General features: G+C 37.3%; 12 protein-coding genes and 2 pseudogenes. 7 read left to right on the plus strand and 7 right to left on the minus strand.

Translation table 11 applies throughout. The annotated features are described in order from the left end of the window. Positions 1 to 290: 290 nt before the first annotated feature. From NST12_RS05085 to NST12_RS05095, 3 genes and pseudogenes are all read right to left on the minus strand, one after another. Complete coding sequence (locus NST12_RS05085) at positions 291 to 821, minus strand: YfiT family bacillithiol transferase (protein WP_341100475.1); 531 nt, start codon at positions 819 to 821, stop codon at positions 291 to 293. 380 nt (positions 822 to 1,201) lie between these two features. Beyond that, positions 1,202 to 1,666, minus strand: coding sequence for a DinB family protein (locus tag NST12_RS05090; RefSeq protein ID WP_048622948.1), 465 nt, complete (start codon positions 1,664 to 1,666; stop codon positions 1,202 to 1,204). 115 nt (positions 1,667 to 1,781) lie between these two features. After that, a pseudogene (locus NST12_RS05095) lies at positions 1,782 to 2,960 on the minus strand (CaiB/BaiF CoA transferase family protein). Between the two features lie 430 nt (positions 2,961 to 3,390). On the opposite strand from NST12_RS05095, the gene NST12_RS05100 reads away from it, so the two are divergent. Together NST12_RS05100 and NST12_RS05105 are read left to right on the plus strand one after the other, a co-directional pair. Continuing rightward, the gene (locus tag NST12_RS05100) at positions 3,391 to 4,596 is read left to right on the plus strand and encodes an MFS transporter (protein ID WP_341100476.1); all 1,206 of its coding nucleotides are present in this window, start codon (positions 3,391 to 3,393) and stop codon (positions 4,594 to 4,596) included. Between the two features lie 557 nt (positions 4,597 to 5,153). After that, positions 5,154 to 5,789 carry an FMN-dependent NADH-azoreductase gene (locus tag NST12_RS05105; protein WP_048622952.1) on the plus strand — a complete coding sequence of 212 codons (636 nt, stop codon included), beginning with the start codon at positions 5,154 to 5,156 and terminating at the stop codon, positions 5,787 to 5,789. Between the two features lie 194 nt (positions 5,790 to 5,983). On the opposite strand, the gene NST12_RS05110 is transcribed toward NST12_RS05105, so the two are convergent. From NST12_RS05110 to NST12_RS05120, 3 genes are read right to left on the minus strand one after another with little or no spacing between them, the layout of a single operon-like run. Then, on the minus strand, positions 5,984 to 6,649 hold the full coding sequence (locus tag NST12_RS05110; RefSeq protein WP_048622953.1) for a TetR/AcrR family transcriptional regulator: 666 nt from the start codon (positions 6,647 to 6,649) through the stop codon (positions 5,984 to 5,986). Positions 6,650 to 6,661: 12 nt separating this feature from the next. Beyond that, the gene (locus tag NST12_RS05115) at positions 6,662 to 7,690 is read right to left on the minus strand and encodes an ABC transporter permease (RefSeq protein ID WP_048622954.1); all 1,029 of its coding nucleotides are present in this window, start codon (positions 7,688 to 7,690) and stop codon (positions 6,662 to 6,664) included. Further along, the gene (locus tag NST12_RS05120) at positions 7,687 to 8,415 is read right to left on the minus strand and encodes an ABC transporter ATP-binding protein (RefSeq protein WP_048622955.1); all 729 of its coding nucleotides are present in this window, start codon (positions 8,413 to 8,415) and stop codon (positions 7,687 to 7,689) included. Before NST12_RS05120 ends, NST12_RS05115 begins: the two co-directional genes overlap by 4 nt. A gap of 890 nt (positions 8,416 to 9,305) precedes the next feature. Here NST12_RS05120 and NST12_RS05125 point away from each other — a divergent pair. The 4 genes and pseudogenes from NST12_RS05125 (at position 9,306) to NST12_RS05140 (ending at position 12,029) form a co-directional block, all read left to right on the plus strand. Beyond that, positions 9,306 to 9,452: a hypothetical protein gene (locus tag NST12_RS05125; RefSeq protein WP_156179221.1), complete on the plus strand. Its 147-nt coding sequence runs from the start codon at positions 9,306 to 9,308 to the stop codon at positions 9,450 to 9,452. An 18-nt stretch (positions 9,453 to 9,470) separates the two neighbouring features. Further along, positions 9,471 to 9,620, plus strand: coding sequence for a 50S ribosomal protein L33 (gene rpmG, locus NST12_RS05130; RefSeq protein ID WP_048622957.1), 150 nt, complete (start codon positions 9,471 to 9,473; stop codon positions 9,618 to 9,620). Between the two features lie 126 nt (positions 9,621 to 9,746). Beyond that, positions 9,747 to 10,639: pseudogene (folE2, locus tag NST12_RS05135) on the plus strand (GTP cyclohydrolase FolE2). Between the two features lie 187 nt (positions 10,640 to 10,826). After that, positions 10,827 to 12,029: a GTP-binding protein gene (locus NST12_RS05140; protein WP_341100480.1), complete on the plus strand. Its 1,203-nt coding sequence runs from the start codon at positions 10,827 to 10,829 to the stop codon at positions 12,027 to 12,029. Positions 12,030 to 12,656: 627 nt separating this feature from the next. Here NST12_RS05140 and NST12_RS05145 read toward each other — a convergent pair. Continuing rightward, on the minus strand, positions 12,657 to 14,072 hold the full coding sequence (locus tag NST12_RS05145) for an MFS transporter (RefSeq protein WP_341028862.1): 1,416 nt from the start codon (positions 14,070 to 14,072) through the stop codon (positions 12,657 to 12,659). Positions 14,073 to 14,348: 276 nt separating this feature from the next. Here NST12_RS05145 and NST12_RS05150 point away from each other — a divergent pair, with 276 nt between their 5' ends. Beyond that, entirely contained in the window at positions 14,349 to 14,678 is a 330-nt protein-coding gene (locus tag NST12_RS05150) for a hypothetical protein (protein ID WP_244878045.1), read from the plus strand. Positions 14,679 to 14,842: the final 164 nt, after the last annotated feature.

Raw genomic sequence — 14,842 nt, forward strand, 5'->3', positions numbered from 1 at the left:
ACATTTTTCGTTTGCCATAAACTTATCAAACACACGTAAGTCATGAGGAAGAAAAACTGTATAGTTTATTTCTCTTTTATTCGTATTTGCCCATGAAAATTAAAGCGTCTGAAACACTATCAAGTTATGTACATGGCCAATCCATCTTGTTGATAGGAACCAATCACTTTAATTTTATAAAGGAAAAAATCAACCAAAGAGAAAAAGAACCCTATTTTCAACAGGGTTCTAGGAAGATAAAATATGATGAATAATTTTTTCAAGAATAAGGGATAAAAGCATACTAATATTCATTTTTTCCAATCCATTCTATCCAGTAAAGAAGTTATATGAGCCAGATGATGTTTCGAATGCCAAGCATATAATGCAAGGGCTTGGTTTAAATCCATTTTTCCATTTTCTGGATGTATAAAACAACGTGAGAAATCTTTTTCATCCATCGAGAGAAGCAAATCAACCCAGCGGCTATGTACGGCTTTCAGCAAGGTGATGGAAACAGTAGGATCTGTTTGCAAACTGTCAGGAAGTTCTGCCCACTTTTTTTCGTTAAAAGGCTTAATCGTTGGTTGATCTTCTGTTAAAGCGAATTTAAACCGAGTATATGCGTTTATATTGGAGTCTGCTAGATGATGGATGACTTGCCGCACTGTCCAACCGCCGTCCCGATAAGGAGTATTTAATTGCTCAGGATTTAAATCTTTGACAGTTTGGTTCAAGACGTTTGGAAATTCTTTTAATTCTTGAATAAAATGCTTTCTTATTTCTTGATCGAAATGTTGCGGCAATTCAAATCGTCCGATCGGATATCGTAAATTTTCCATTTTGGATCCTCCATTTCTTAATTTTTTAAAATATAAAAAATAATATCATAAACAAAAAAATAACCCACCATCATTTCTATTAAATAGTCATGATCAAAAGAGATAAAATGATAATCAAATGAATCTCTGCTTTCCCGAATTGGATGAAATAAACGGATCTATCCCGCTATTAGGAGCAGAAGATAAAAGCATGCTTGGAAATGATTCGAAAGTCAACAGGGTTCTAGGCAAAGATATGGTGACGGAAATCCGAACCGAAATTGGGCTAATCCGTATTATTGCAGAGTGAATCACGTGGCAAATAACTTGTCACTATAATAATGAGGGGCTGACTCTACATCGAAAAAGGAGATGTTTAGTCAGCCCTTTTTTCAACTGTTTTAACCTCGTTTCACAAAAAGAGGAAGTTCGGTATGTCCCATTTCACGTACGTACACGAAAAGCTGCCCTTTATGATGAATTTCATGATCCATCGCTGTTTGAAGAAATTGATGGGCAGGGATTTTCATGCCAAAACTTTCCGTAAGGTCAAGGATGCGGTCTAATTCTTCATCTGTAAGCGATTTTAATAAGCTTTTAGTTTTTTCTGTATAGATTTCTGCCATTTTGCGCAAGTCTGATTCGGTTTCCTCGATTTTTTCTTTGAGCACTGCTGGATTGCCGCTCTTTGCGACTTTTGCAAGTTTATAAAATGTCACAAGTATATGTGTAACGAGGTCTTTTGCTGACATGGAGGTCGGCGTTGGTTTATAGTCATAATGTTCCTTTTCGATTTTGTTCACTAGTTCCGCTGTAACGCTGCGATGGGCCAAAAAATATTGAACAAGCTGGCTTGTGCGGTTCACAGTTTAACTCCTCCTTGAGAGAAAGCATATTGCTTCCATGAAAAAGTTTTTTGCAAAAAAATTAGTTTGAAACACATGTAAGCATATTTAAAACACTATTCAACTTTTTTATAAATTAGCCAAAAATTCCTTTATCTTTTAACTTAAGCACTTCTTCTCTCGTATAACCTAACTCTTCTAATACTTCCTCTGTATGTTCTCCTAATAGACTCCCTACATGTTTATATTGGGCTTTTCCAGCTGAAAATTTGATCGGGCATGCGATTTGCTTTTGAGTCGTTCCATCCTTTTTAGGAACTTCTACGATCATTTCTCGCGCTTTCAATTGGGGATGTTCACTTGCTTCAGAAAAGGTAAGGACTGGTTCTACGCATGCTTGAAAGTCGTAGAAAATATCACACCATTCGTTAAACGTTTTTTGTTGAAATGTCTTTTGAACCTCTTCTTTGAAAACATGAATGTCTTCTAGATTTTCGCTCATTGCAAGATGGATTAAATCAGGTCTCCCAATCCCTTCACATAATGCTTTCCGAAACGGTGGTTCAAGACTCCCAACTGAAAAATAGCGGCCATCTTTTGTTTCATAATAATCATAAAAAGTCCCACCATTTAACAGCATTGATTCTGGTTTTATTTCCACACCTCCTGCCAAAACTCCTGAACCATAAATGGCATTTAAGGCGAATGCAGCAGCCGTCATACTTATATCCAGCCATTGACCTTCCCCGGTTTTTTCTCGATAGTAAACGGCTGCTAAAATGGCAATGACGGCATGCAGCGACCCGCCCGCAACATCCGCTACTTGTATACCTGAAGCAATTGGTTTTTCTCCATTTCTTCTCATACCGTCGGCTACACCTGATAGAGATAGATAATTGTTGTCATGTCCAGGACGATCTTTGTAAGGGCCTGATTGCCCAAATCCTGTAATGGAACAATAAATGATTCGGGGATTAATTTTCTTTAAAGCTTCATATCCAACACCTTACCGATCCATCACACCTGGCCTGAATTGTTCAATGATAATGTCATATTCTTTCACTAGGCGCTTTACGATCTCCACAGCTTCTTGCTTTTTTAAATCCAGTGCGATCGAGCGCTTCGAACGATTTAAATAACTGTGAGATGTTGATTGTTCACCATCCATTGGAGGAAATTGCCTTATCAAATCATGCCTTGTTGGAGACTCGACTCGCAACACATCAGCCCCTAAATCTGCTAACATCATGGATGCATAGGGTCCAGGCAGTAGACTTGAAAAATCTAGTATTTTTAAATCATGCAAAAGAGTCATTCTAACACCAACTTTTTGAATATTTCATTATAATGATCTTAAAACTGAAGACGGTAAGTGAAAAAACTTCTTCCAAAAGACCCTCTTTTGTATGTAAATATTTTACTTTAAAGGAAAATCATATAGAACCCCTTTTCATATGATAATTCGTTTGTTTTTCTGACGAATAAGAATGATCAATGGAATGGCTCCAGCTGGTTGAATAAGAAGAAAACAACAAATAGGAATCGCGATAGATCCTATAATTTGGGAAACGAATGTATTCATCTTGAAGGTAGATGGTCAAACGGTTCTTATTCCATCAAAGACTCTTGATACAACAGTAGAGTGTAGTGCTTTTCACTGATGTTTGGGATTAAGAATGGCGACAATCTTCCTACGGTAGCTATGTAGTAGTACTAAACAAAATTCTATTGAAAGAGGGAGCGAAGTGAATCAACTTTCATCGTTCCGGTTGCTTTGGATTAGCCAATCCATTGCTAACTTGGGAGATTCATTGTATATCTTAGCTATAGTAACTTTCATTTATAATAGTACGGGTTCAGCTGCCTTTGCAGGACTGTTTCCTGTTTTGCGGGTATGTGCACAAGCGCTGAGCGGATTTTCGGCGCCTCTGCTTATGGATCGTTTTCGGCTTGATTTTCTTTTATGGATGTCCGAAATGGGGCAAGCTATTTGTTTCGGGTTCATGTGTGTTCTATTCATTGCCTTACCTTCTCACTGGCTGATTCCAACGGTTCTTTTTTTAGTATTAGGTATTTCAATTCTTCATGGATGGGGGATTCCGGCAAGAAATGCACTTGCCCCTCGATTAGTTCCACCTGATTCATTGATGAAGGCCAACAGTTTACTAGCCACTTCGGATCAAATGGTATTACTAGTCGGTTGGTCATTGGGCGGGATTTTGGTTGCCGGATTGGGAATTCTTCAAGTGTTAGGGATTACTACCATCATGATGTTCCTTTCGGCGCTGGCTCTTTTCTTTGTGAAAGACCCTTCCAAGATCGTTCCATCCAATCAAAAAAAGCCAAAACCATGGGATCGTATGAAAGAAGGATGGAGCATAATTTTGACGAATCCCCTCCTTCGTACGTTATCCTTAATGGAGATAATCAGTGGTCTTGGAGAAAGTATATGGGCTGGATCCATCATTTTAGTATTCGTAAAAGGAGTATTGCATAAGGGGGAGGATTGGTGGGGATTTATCAATACCAGTCATTTTGCGGGAACCATTCTCGGAGGAGTACTTATTTGGAAGATGTCAAAAAAGATTGAAAATTGGATCATATTCAGTATGTTGATCGGATCTTTAGGAATCGGCGTATTGACGATGATATTTGCTTTATCCGCCAATCCTTGGTTTGCATTAGCAATAGCTTTATTAATGGGGCCGCCTTATCAATTACGAAACATTGCACAAAGAACTCTTTTACAGTCTCATACAACCGCAGAATGGCTGTCAAAGGTATTGGCTGCTTTTGGAACCCTTACATTTGTATCGTATGGATGTTCTGTTCTTTTAATGGGTTGGATCGCTGATCATTGCACAGTTCAATTTGTTTATATTTTCACTGCTGGATTAAATATTATTTCTGCTGTTCTAGCTCTAATGGCCAAGAAAAATACATCCATTTGATACGAATTCAAAGTGAGGAAGAAAGAGTTAGGAATTAAGATGGTCACGTATCGTTTTCATAACGCCATCGGCCAATTCTTTCTGATCGGTTCACTTGTTACAATCCTGCTCGATCTTTTTATTAATACGCCAAATCAAGTATTCAGTTTGAAGTTGTGACCAGACAAATCCGCCAATCATTAAACATACATAGAGTTTTCGATCTTGGTGTTTTTCTTTTCGTCTATTCACGAATATAGTTAAGAAAGCTGTTAGGATATGGGCAACTATATTGGCAAAAAAATTTTCATTTGTATCACCTGTTTTGTTTGGTTCGTGACAATCTTTACTGGCTGTTTTCACTTCCATCATGATGGAATTAGTATTTGTAAATAGTCAATGGATTATGATCATTTTTTGAATAAAAATTGGTGGACAAAAAAATGAAATTAAGGTATTATAATCTCGAATTAAAGATATTTAATTTAAAGAAAAAATCTTTTGTATGATGTTGTTGTCATTAAGACAACAATAAAATATCTTTAATAATATCACAACAAAAGAAAGGCGGAAACATAATGGCAAAAGTTTTATACATTACTGCACATCCATTTGATGAAACAAAATCTTTCAGCATGGCTGCAGGAAAAGCGTTTATCGACACTTATAAAGAAGTAAATCCAAATGATGAAGTTATACACATTGACCTTTACAAAGAAAATATCCCACAAATTGATGCGGATGTATTAAACGGATGGGAAAAACTTCGCTCTGGAAAAAAATTTGAAGAACTTTCTGCAGATGAACAAGCAAAAGTGGGACGCCTCGCTGAGTTATGCGACCAATTTGTAGCCGCTGATAAATATGTGTTCGTCACTCCAATGTGGAATTTTTCTTTCCCGCCCGTTATGAAAGCATACATTGATTCGGTTGCAGTAGCTGGAAAAACATTTAAATACACCGAAGAAGGTTCTATCGGTTTGCTAACAGACAAAAAAGCACTACATATCCAAGCACGGGGCGGTATTTATTCAGAAGGCCCTGCAGCCGATATGGAAATGGGTCATCGTTATTTGCAAGCGGTAATGAATTTCTTTGGTGTTCCTTCTTTTGAAGGTTTATTTATTGAAGGACAAAATGCTATGCCTGAAAAAGCGCAAGAAATCAAAGAAAAAGCCATTGCTCGTGCAAAAGATTTAGCTCATACATTCTAATTTCAACCATCAGGCTTTTGCTTCCACACCCGATATATGAAAAAACAGGCTGGTTCAATACTCTTTTAGCGATGTTGAACCAGCCTTTCTTTATGCAAGATCCGTTTTTCTTTTGATTTTAAATAAGAATGGAAGGATCGTCATAAGTGAAAAGATTTTGTTTTTGTCATTTGTGATAAACTTTCACGGTCCTTTTATTTTTGCTGAAGCCCATGCATCAAAAATTGAATGGTTCGTTCAATTTCTGCTTTTTCCGTTTCATCATCCCAGTTGTGATGCGGCAATACGATAAACCGAGTGATGAAAAATCCAACTATGGTTGTAATGATCATCCGAATGGCAGACTCTGGAGGGATCATGACAATCTCTCCCTTTTTTTGGAAATGTTCAATAATTTTTTTAAACTTCTCATACACATGTTTCGTAAAAATAAACTGCAATTGCTCCTTGATTTCAGGAAGAAATGCAATTTCCTGCCAGAATACACGAATTGCAGGCAAATATTTCTTAACAAAATCATAACGATTTTTGAGAAGCACTCGAATAAAATCTTCGAAATGTTGATATTCGTTTTCAAATACTTCTTTCACAAATTCCTTTGCCAAAAACGGAGCAACGGATTTAATCAGTGTTGGATTCACAATCGCTAATAATAAGTCTTTTTTCGTCTTATAATGGCGAAAAATCGTTCCTTCAGCCACGCCTGCCCTTTTGGCGATTTCACTCGTCGAAGTAGAGGCATATCCTTTTTCAGCGAAAATTTCAATGGCCGCTTCTAAAATTTTTATTTGCTTTTCGCTCAGTTTGACATCTTCACCGTTCACTTTCAACAGCTCTTTGATCCACTGTTGCTCGTTCATTCATACTACCCCTTACAGTTTTCGGTATTTTTTTAATGCTATCACATTTAATATCATAAACAAAACGGAAAAGCCAAGTAATACATAGGCGTCTTGGGCAATTTCATTCCAGCCGTTGCCGCGAATCATAATTTCCCGAAGCGCATCCGCTCCGTATGTGAGAGGCATAACAACGCTTAATGAACGAAGCCACTCTGGCATGGTTTCTAGGTTAAACAACCCGGAAAAGAAAATTTGCGGGACAATGACCAACGGTATAAATTGAAACATTTGCAGTTCATTATTAGCAAAGGCAGACAGCAACGTTCCCAAAGTTAAAGCGGTCATGGCCAATAAAAATGTAATAAAAAGGACGTATAAGAATGAGCCTTCCATTATCATGTCAAGAATATCAATCGCAAACCAAGAGATTAAGCTCGCCTGAAAAGTGGTAAAAATCCCAAATCCGATGACATACCCTACTACGATTTCCCAACGTTTTAAAGGAGTGGCTAGTATTCGTTCCAATGTTCCTCCTGTGCGCTCGCGAAGGAAAGAAACACCTGCGATTAAGAATACGAAAAAGAATATGAAAAAGCCGATTAACACCGGTCCGAAATAATCGAATAACGCCATATCTTCTGAACCGTGTAAATAAGACGTTTTTAAATGCATGGATGGTGTTTGAGGAGCTAATTCTTGCATCGCTTTTTGCACCGTCAAAAGGACAGCTTTATTCACATTGGGATCGCTTCCTTCTAACGTCATCTTTGGAGCTCCCTTATCCATTTCCATAAAAGCATCCACTTGCTGCGTTTTTAATTGATGATGAGCGGTCGTTTTTGTCATTTCTTTAACATCCGCATCATGTTTGGCTAACTTCTCAACAACAACTTCAGGAACGTTGGGATCAACCGCAATCGTTGGTTTATAATCTTTTCCATTAAACACAAGATTCATTAAAAAAAGGATAAACATGGGAGCCACAATCATGAGCGCAAGTGTACGTTTGTCTCGGAAAAATTGGCGAATGATACGAATGACGATCGCGCGGACTCTCATTGTCGTGCACCTCCAAAATATAAAAATGCTTCTTCAATGGTTCGAGAATTCGTCCGGTTCTTTAATTCCTCCGGACTGCCTAACGCGATGAGGCGACCGTCGCGAATCATGGCAAGACGTCCACATTTGTCTGCTTCATCCATGACGTGAGTAGTTACGACAATCGTTGTTCCGTTTTGTCGAATTCGGTCCAGTTCATCCCAAATGGCTTGGCGAAGCAATGGGTCAATTCCGACTGTTGGCTCGTCTAGGATTAAAACTTCCGGCTCATGTAATAAAGAAACGGCAAGTGACAAACGCCGCTTCATCCCACCGGAAAATTGGCTGACGCTCTTTTTTAAATGATCTGTTAAATTCACCAGCTGCATGACTTCGTTGATACGCTGCTTTTGCTTTTTCCCTTTTAATCCATAAATAGAAGCGAAAAACTGTAAATTTTCAAGGGCTGTTAATTCATTGTATAAGGCATCAGACTGTGCCATAAAACCAATTTGTTTCATGACATGAAGGTTTGGCATTTTTGTATTCAACACATCGATCGTTCCTTCGGTAGGTTCATCGATTCCAGCGATCATTTTGACAATTGTCGTTTTTCCAGCCCCAGAAGGTCCAAGCATTCCAAAAATTTCCCCTCTGAAAACTTCTAATGATACATCTTCAATGACTTTCTTTTTCCCAAAACGTTTAGACACGTGTTCCAAAGAAATACACGGTTTTTCGGGCATAGAGTCTCCTTCCTTTCTTGAGTGATTACTCACTTTTATACTAAACGGAAAAAAGGATTTTGTAAAGTGAGTAATCACTCATTCTTAATGACCATTCACTGTTGGCAGTATCTTTTCCTTTTTTGATATGGTTTAGAAGGGGAAAACGTTAATAGTATGAATTTGGAAAATTATATTTATTCTGTTCATAAGACAGGTGAGCAGCTGCTTCAAAACGATAGGAAAATAGGAGTGGTAGAAATAGAACGTTATATGCTTCATAAAAGTATTCGATCCACGGAATCGAAATCGTATCTCTTCGTTGAAAGAAATTCATTTTTTAATGATCATATCTTTTATGTAAGTGGAACCGATCTTATAGATGTACCATACCTTTTTATGAAATTTTTCACATTTTTTCATTTTTATCTTGCAAATCGGAATCATTACGTTTTAAAATGTGCTAGTAAGGATCAATTATCTATTGGTGGAATAAACAGGTTAGTCCAATGAAAACATTCCAAAGATAGAAGTATCGTTTGGAAAAAATAAGTGCCCAAATACATAAACATTTACTTGGCGATACTGTGATTTTGGGAATGGTTGCTGGATAAAAAGAGGGGGGAGTCTCAAATAGATAAAATTCATTCATACAGCTAAAGGCAACAGAAAGCCGCATTTACTTAGATAAGGAACGATCGGATCGAAGAGATGTTTCTTTTAAAATTTTTGATTAGCAGGGGAATTTGGCAGAGCCGGAGGCAAAACCGTATTTTCAGCAAACTGGGGGTATCGTGACAATCATTAAATCGTAATGATTTCGATTATCAAAAAGAGTATTTCTACGTAGTGGATGGGACAATTATGGAGAAAGTATTCAAATAAGTTGGGGTGAAACATAAGGTGATCGAATGACGGGATTGGTCATGATTGGTATTCATATGAACCAATTAGCCATTGAACAATCGTTGGATCAGTGTTTGCTAACGGAAGAAGAGAGTCAACAAGATTGGTCTTTATTTAAGGATCCAATTCCACCATTTTTAGCATCTTATTAACCTAAAGGAGGAGAGAAAATGAGAGTCAAAATTACATTAGCTTGCACAGAAACTGGAGATCGAAATTATATTACTACGAAAAATAAACGTACACATCCAGAGCGTTTAGAATTAAGAAAGTATTCACCGCGTTTAAAAAGATATACATTGCATCGGGAAACGAAATAACGTCAAACTCAGTTTTTCAAGAAATGAACGTAGTATCGATTCTCTTATCGCTAGGATGTTTCTTTATGTGGGAATTATATGAAAAGACGACATCGCTTTACCATCATCGCAAGACAGGGTGAAAACATGAATTTTCAACTTCCGCCAAAAAAAGAAAGGCATAGATTGTTTGGATCTGTCTCACCGGGTACAAAAATAAAACCAACTCAAAAACACGAGATGGTAGATATACAAAGTCAAAAGAATCATTTCTTAATTTCTATCGATCAAGTTGGTATCAGCAACGTAAAACTGCCTGTTAACGTAAATAGTCTACTGTCTCCGAAACAACAAACGACCATAGCGACGTTTTCTTTAACTTCCAGTCTACCGCATAACCAGAAAGGGAACAACATGAGTCGGTTTATGGAACAGTTAGAACAATACAGGCATAAAGGATTTACGTTGAATTTTTCTACTTTACATGATTTTGCACGAGAGTTGTCACAACGAATAGAGCAAAAAGATACGAAAATAGAAGTGAGTTTCCCGTGGTTTTATGAACGTACAGGACCTTCTTCGGAGTGAACAGGTCTTAACCATGCCCATGCAAAAATGGTGACTCAATACCATCAGCAATCGGGCTTTACAAATGAAGCGGCATTAACTTGCGGAATTACAACGTTATGCCCTTGTTCAAAAGAAATAAGTGAGTACGGGGCCCATAATCAGCGGGGATATGTGGCCATGAGGTTCAACTTTCACCTCGTTATCAAGATGAAACGGACTGGAAGAAAGTTTTATTACATGCAGCAGCATCTAATGCGAGTGCATGTATTCATCCTGTATTGAAGAGAACAGATGAAAAGATAGTAACCGAACAAGTTTATGAAAATCCGCGTTTTGTAGAAGATATGGTACGTCTTGTGGCGGCAAATCTTTACGAAATAGAGTGGATGGAATCGTTTACAATCGAATGCAGAAATGAGGAATCTATTCATCTGCATGATGCTATAGCTTCCATTACCGTTCAAAAATAATGATAAACGGATTAATGGTTTAGAAAAAATCCCGCGTTTTCATTTATAAATTAAAACGGCAACAATGGTAATCTCCTTATCAATAAACAGTTCTTGCGACGAAATGTAAAATAAAGTATTCGTTTCTTTGAATTTATTGGTCGAAAAGAACGCTTCAAATCATTTTCAATGTTCAGGAGGAATGATGATGAATAAAAAGAAAATACCGGTTACAGTATTGAGCGGGTATTTAGGTTCTGGCAAAACCACGATACTCAATCATATTTTGAACAATAGGGATGGCTTAAGAGTTGCCGTAATAGTAAATGATATGAGCGAAATTAATGTAGATGCAGATCTGGTAAAGCAGGGTGGAGGGTTGTCTCGAACGGATGAGAAGCTTGTTGAAATGTCTAATGGCTGTATTTGTTGTACACTTCGAGAAGATCTATTAATAGAGGTTGAGAGAATCGCTAACGAAGGAAACATCGACTATATTCTCATCGAGTCTACCGGGATTAGTGAGCCTGTACCAGTTGCCCAAACTTTCTCTTATATTGATGAAGAAATGGGAATTGATTTAACTAAATTTTGCCGATTAGATACTATGGTAACAGTAGTAGACGCTTATCGTTTTTGGCACGATTTTCAATCAGACGACAGTTTACTGGATCGCAAGGAAGCGGTAGGAGAAAACGATACGAGAGAAATCGCAGACTTACTGATTGATCAAATTGAATTTTGTGATGTTCTGATCATCAATAAATGTGATCTTGTGACGAAAGAGGATTTGGACATACTTGAAAATGTACTGAAAACTCTCCAACCGGATGCTAAAATCATCCGTACGATCAATGGAGTAATCAGACCAAATGAGATATTAAATACGGGTCTATTTGACTTTGAAAAAGCAAGTTCTTCCGCTGGTTGGATAAAAGAATTAACAAGTGGACATCAAAATCACACACCGGAAACAGAGGAATATGGCATTTCTTCTTTTGTATATGCAAGGCGTCTTCCTTTCCACTCAGAACGATTTAACAATTGGATACACTCTATGCCCAAAAATATCGTGAGAGCGAAAGGGATTGCCTGGTGTGCAACTCGAAATGATTTGGCATTGCTGCTGTCGCAGGCGGGTCCTTCTGTATCCATAGAACCTATTTCTTATTGGGTAGCCTCCCTGCCTAAGCGGGAACAAGAACAGATTTTTAGAGAAGAGCCTCAACTATTAGATGATTGGGATACTCAGTTTGGAGATAGACATACGAAACTTGTTTTCATAGGTAGAGATTTAAACCCACCTGAATTGATAGAAGATTTAGATAAATGCCTTCTAACTCCTGATGAGTTTGATCGTGATTGGAAATTATTGGAAGATCCATTTCATTGGAATTTGCAGCAGCGATAAAAAGAATGTGTTTTTTTGCCAAATAGACAGTTTATAGAATTTTATGAGCAATGATCGGTTCACTCTTTCTTATATTCATATAATACATAGAAAGGAGAAGTTATGCTGTTAAGAAAATTTGTTTCTTATGAAAGATTCATGGAAGAATCTAAAAACAATATAACGAAAAGAGAATTAGAACAATTAGAAAAGAATAGGGACAAATTTAGAAAAACGCTTTCTTGCAAGACGAATAAATGAGAAGAAGTTTTAGTCCTACAAATGCATCCATATGACGGACAGATCAGCATGCAGACAAAGCGAAGCACTTAAAGCTTTGTCTACATGCTTTTTTTATTGTAAAAAACAAGGATAAGCCAATAACATGGGATTATATATATTTTTTTGTTTGAAATAATATGGTCATAAAGCAAATGAGAAACTTTACGCTAAGGGGAATGGATATCTTGATGTCCATCCTAAATCTAAAACGTGAATCTTCCATTCCCCAAATGTTATACAGCCTCAGCACCTCAAACACTAGTGAGCGTCATCATAATATCGCTTAAAAAACGGAATATTCCTAATTATCTGTCTGCAAATGAGACAATGCCGATCTGCTGGTATTATGAAAACTAGATACTTCCTTTAAAAAGCTTTCCCTTCACTTAGTGGTAAGATTGTGTTTTCAACTGCTTCCTTTTCGATATCTCTTCCGATAGGTTCCCATTTTATTAAAACGGTTGCGATCAATCCAATCGTGGGGATAATTGTCAAGAAAAGGATGGTAGTTTGAAAACCTACCAAAGACAGGACGACAGGAAATATAAAAAAGCCTAATATACTTCCGACACGGGTTGTACCTTGTCCCCAGCCCGTTCCTAAACCACGCAATTCCGTAGGATAGGAAAGAGTCGCCATCGCCATTCCTTGTGAACCTGGACCAAAAGAGTGACCAAATATAAATAAAGCGAGAAAAATTGTAGGTAATATGACAGAGAATTGATTACCCGTTATACCTAAGGTCAATAAACTGCCCGCAGCGATAACGTAACCTATAATCGCAAGTCTTCGAATTCCTAATTTTTCTGTAAGGTATGATTGAGTAAATCCCCCTATGACCCCAAATATATTAAAAAATATCGTCCCAATAATGGCGTAAATCAAATCTTTTCCAAAAATCATAGAAGAAATGGTAGGGATATAAAAACCAACAGCGAAATATTCCATGCTTTGTGTGCAAGTTATTACAGAGGCTAATAATGTACGTATTTTATATTTTCCATGGAAAATCGCTTTATACGATAGTTTTTTTGCAGGAATTTCAAGGTTTTGGTCCTTGTTGGGAACAATCACAGCTTTTATTTTATAAGTTTTCTCCAAAACATTTGCTGCATCCTTTAGAGGCAAGTGATAGGCTGCCCACATCGGACTTTCATTCATGAACAGATATCTTGTGATCAAGACGATAAGAGCGGCTACTGCTCCAAAACCAACCGACCATCTCCAAACGTCTTCTTGTTGTTCAAAAAAATAAAAAGGGAAAACAACGAAGCCTGTAACGGTGGCGGCTAAGTACCATAACGGGCACCACAAGTTTACATACTGTCCTTTCTTCTTCAAATTGCTATACTCAGCAATAAAGCTTAAAGCAACTGGCACATCTAACCCGACGCCTATCCCCATCAAAAAACGGAAGATGGCGAGCCAGAATAAATTAGGGGAAAGTGCTGCTCCTAAAGCAGAAAATACCATAAAAAACAAGTCTATAAGAAACATCTTATTTCTTCCAAACTTATCTGTATAATATCCTCCGAGTGTAGCGCCTAACAAAGCACCTAAAGCCATGATCGCTGTAAGACTCCCCAGTTCCGTGGGGGAGAGATGAAATTGCTCTTTTAATTGATCTGTTCCAATGCCCAGACTAGTGAAATCATAGGCATCTACAAAAATCCCTCCTAATGCGACTAAAATAATTTTCTTTCCTTTTGGGGTGACGGGATTGGAATTGACAAAGTCAATAATATCCTGTCTGGAATGAATCTTGTATTCCCGAATACTCATCTCCTTACTCCTTTCCAATAAAGTTTGAGATTTATTTTAAACACATTATTCCTATAAATCAAGTTGGTTTTTAATATAGAATGGAAAAAATGAAAATAAAACTTTAAGGTATTGACTTTTAAATGGTCTGTTGCTAATATTTAGAAAAATAAATCAATTAATTCCGATAAGAATAGTATTGATTATAGTATTCCAGCATAACATCTGAGTTCCTTTTTACAAGGCGTATTTGAATCTCTTTAGCTTATTAATCACTACATTAGGGAGGAAATCTATATGCCAAACAATAATCTAATCTATTGGGAGCCACCCGTTCGAAAAGAAAAGAAAAACTCCCTAAGGGAGAACAAGTATTTAAATATGCCGGATTTGAGTTTTTTTCATTGGTGCCATCAACAATACGGCATCAATAGAGGGGTCTATAACACCATTGATCACTGGTTTTATGAACATGGGTTGGAAGAGATTATTTCTCGACGAATCTATATATTAGCTTTTCTTAAATTTGTCAGGGAGACAGAAAATGGATCCGGGCAGCATAAATTTATCCGTTTTGGAAATGGGGGACTTACAAAAAAATTGATTGAATTTTTTCATACTAAATAATTCAAGCGAGATATCAAGACACAACTGGCATTTTCCAAATGAAATCACTGGCCGATTTCAAGCCATAAACAGAAAAGAATCCTTATTATTTTCATTTTTTCTATTGATAGGTGACTGGACAACCAGAACCTCCTATAATTTGCCGCAAGGATCAGAATGGCAAC

The sequence above is a fragment of the Bacillus sp. FSL W8-1127 genome, from assembly GCF_038006725.1.
Classification (GTDB): Bacteria; Bacillota; Bacilli; order Bacillales; family DSM-4216; genus Bacillus_O; species Bacillus_O smithii.

Coding starts and splice junctions, on each gene's coding strand:
- NST12_RS05085 (WP_341100475.1), bottom strand. CDS start 821: ATGGAAAATTTACGATATCCGATCGGACGATTTGAATTGCCGCAACAT.
- NST12_RS05105 (WP_048622952.1), top strand. CDS start 5,154: ATGGCAAAAGTTTTATACATTACTGCACATCCATTTGATGAAACAAAA.
- NST12_RS05110 (WP_048622953.1), bottom strand. CDS start 6,649: ATGAACGAGCAACAGTGGATCAAAGAGCTGTTGAAAGTGAACGGTGAA.
- NST12_RS05115 (WP_048622954.1), bottom strand. CDS start 7,690: ATGAGAGTCCGCGCGATCGTCATTCGTATCATTCGCCAATTTTTCCGA.
- NST12_RS05120 (WP_048622955.1), bottom strand. CDS start 8,415: ATGCCCGAAAAACCGTGTATTTCTTTGGAACACGTGTCTAAACGTTTT.
- NST12_RS05125 (WP_156179221.1), top strand. CDS start 9,306: ATGACGGGATTGGTCATGATTGGTATTCATATGAACCAATTAGCCATT.
- rpmG (WP_048622957.1), top strand. CDS start 9,471: ATGAGAGTCAAAATTACATTAGCTTGCACAGAAACTGGAGATCGAAAT.
- NST12_RS05140 (WP_341100480.1), top strand. CDS start 10,827: ATGAATAAAAAGAAAATACCGGTTACAGTATTGAGCGGGTATTTAGGT.
- NST12_RS05145 (WP_341028862.1), bottom strand. CDS start 14,072: ATGAGTATTCGGGAATACAAGATTCATTCCAGACAGGATATTATTGAC.
- NST12_RS05150 (WP_244878045.1), top strand. CDS start 14,349: ATGCCAAACAATAATCTAATCTATTGGGAGCCACCCGTTCGAAAAGAA.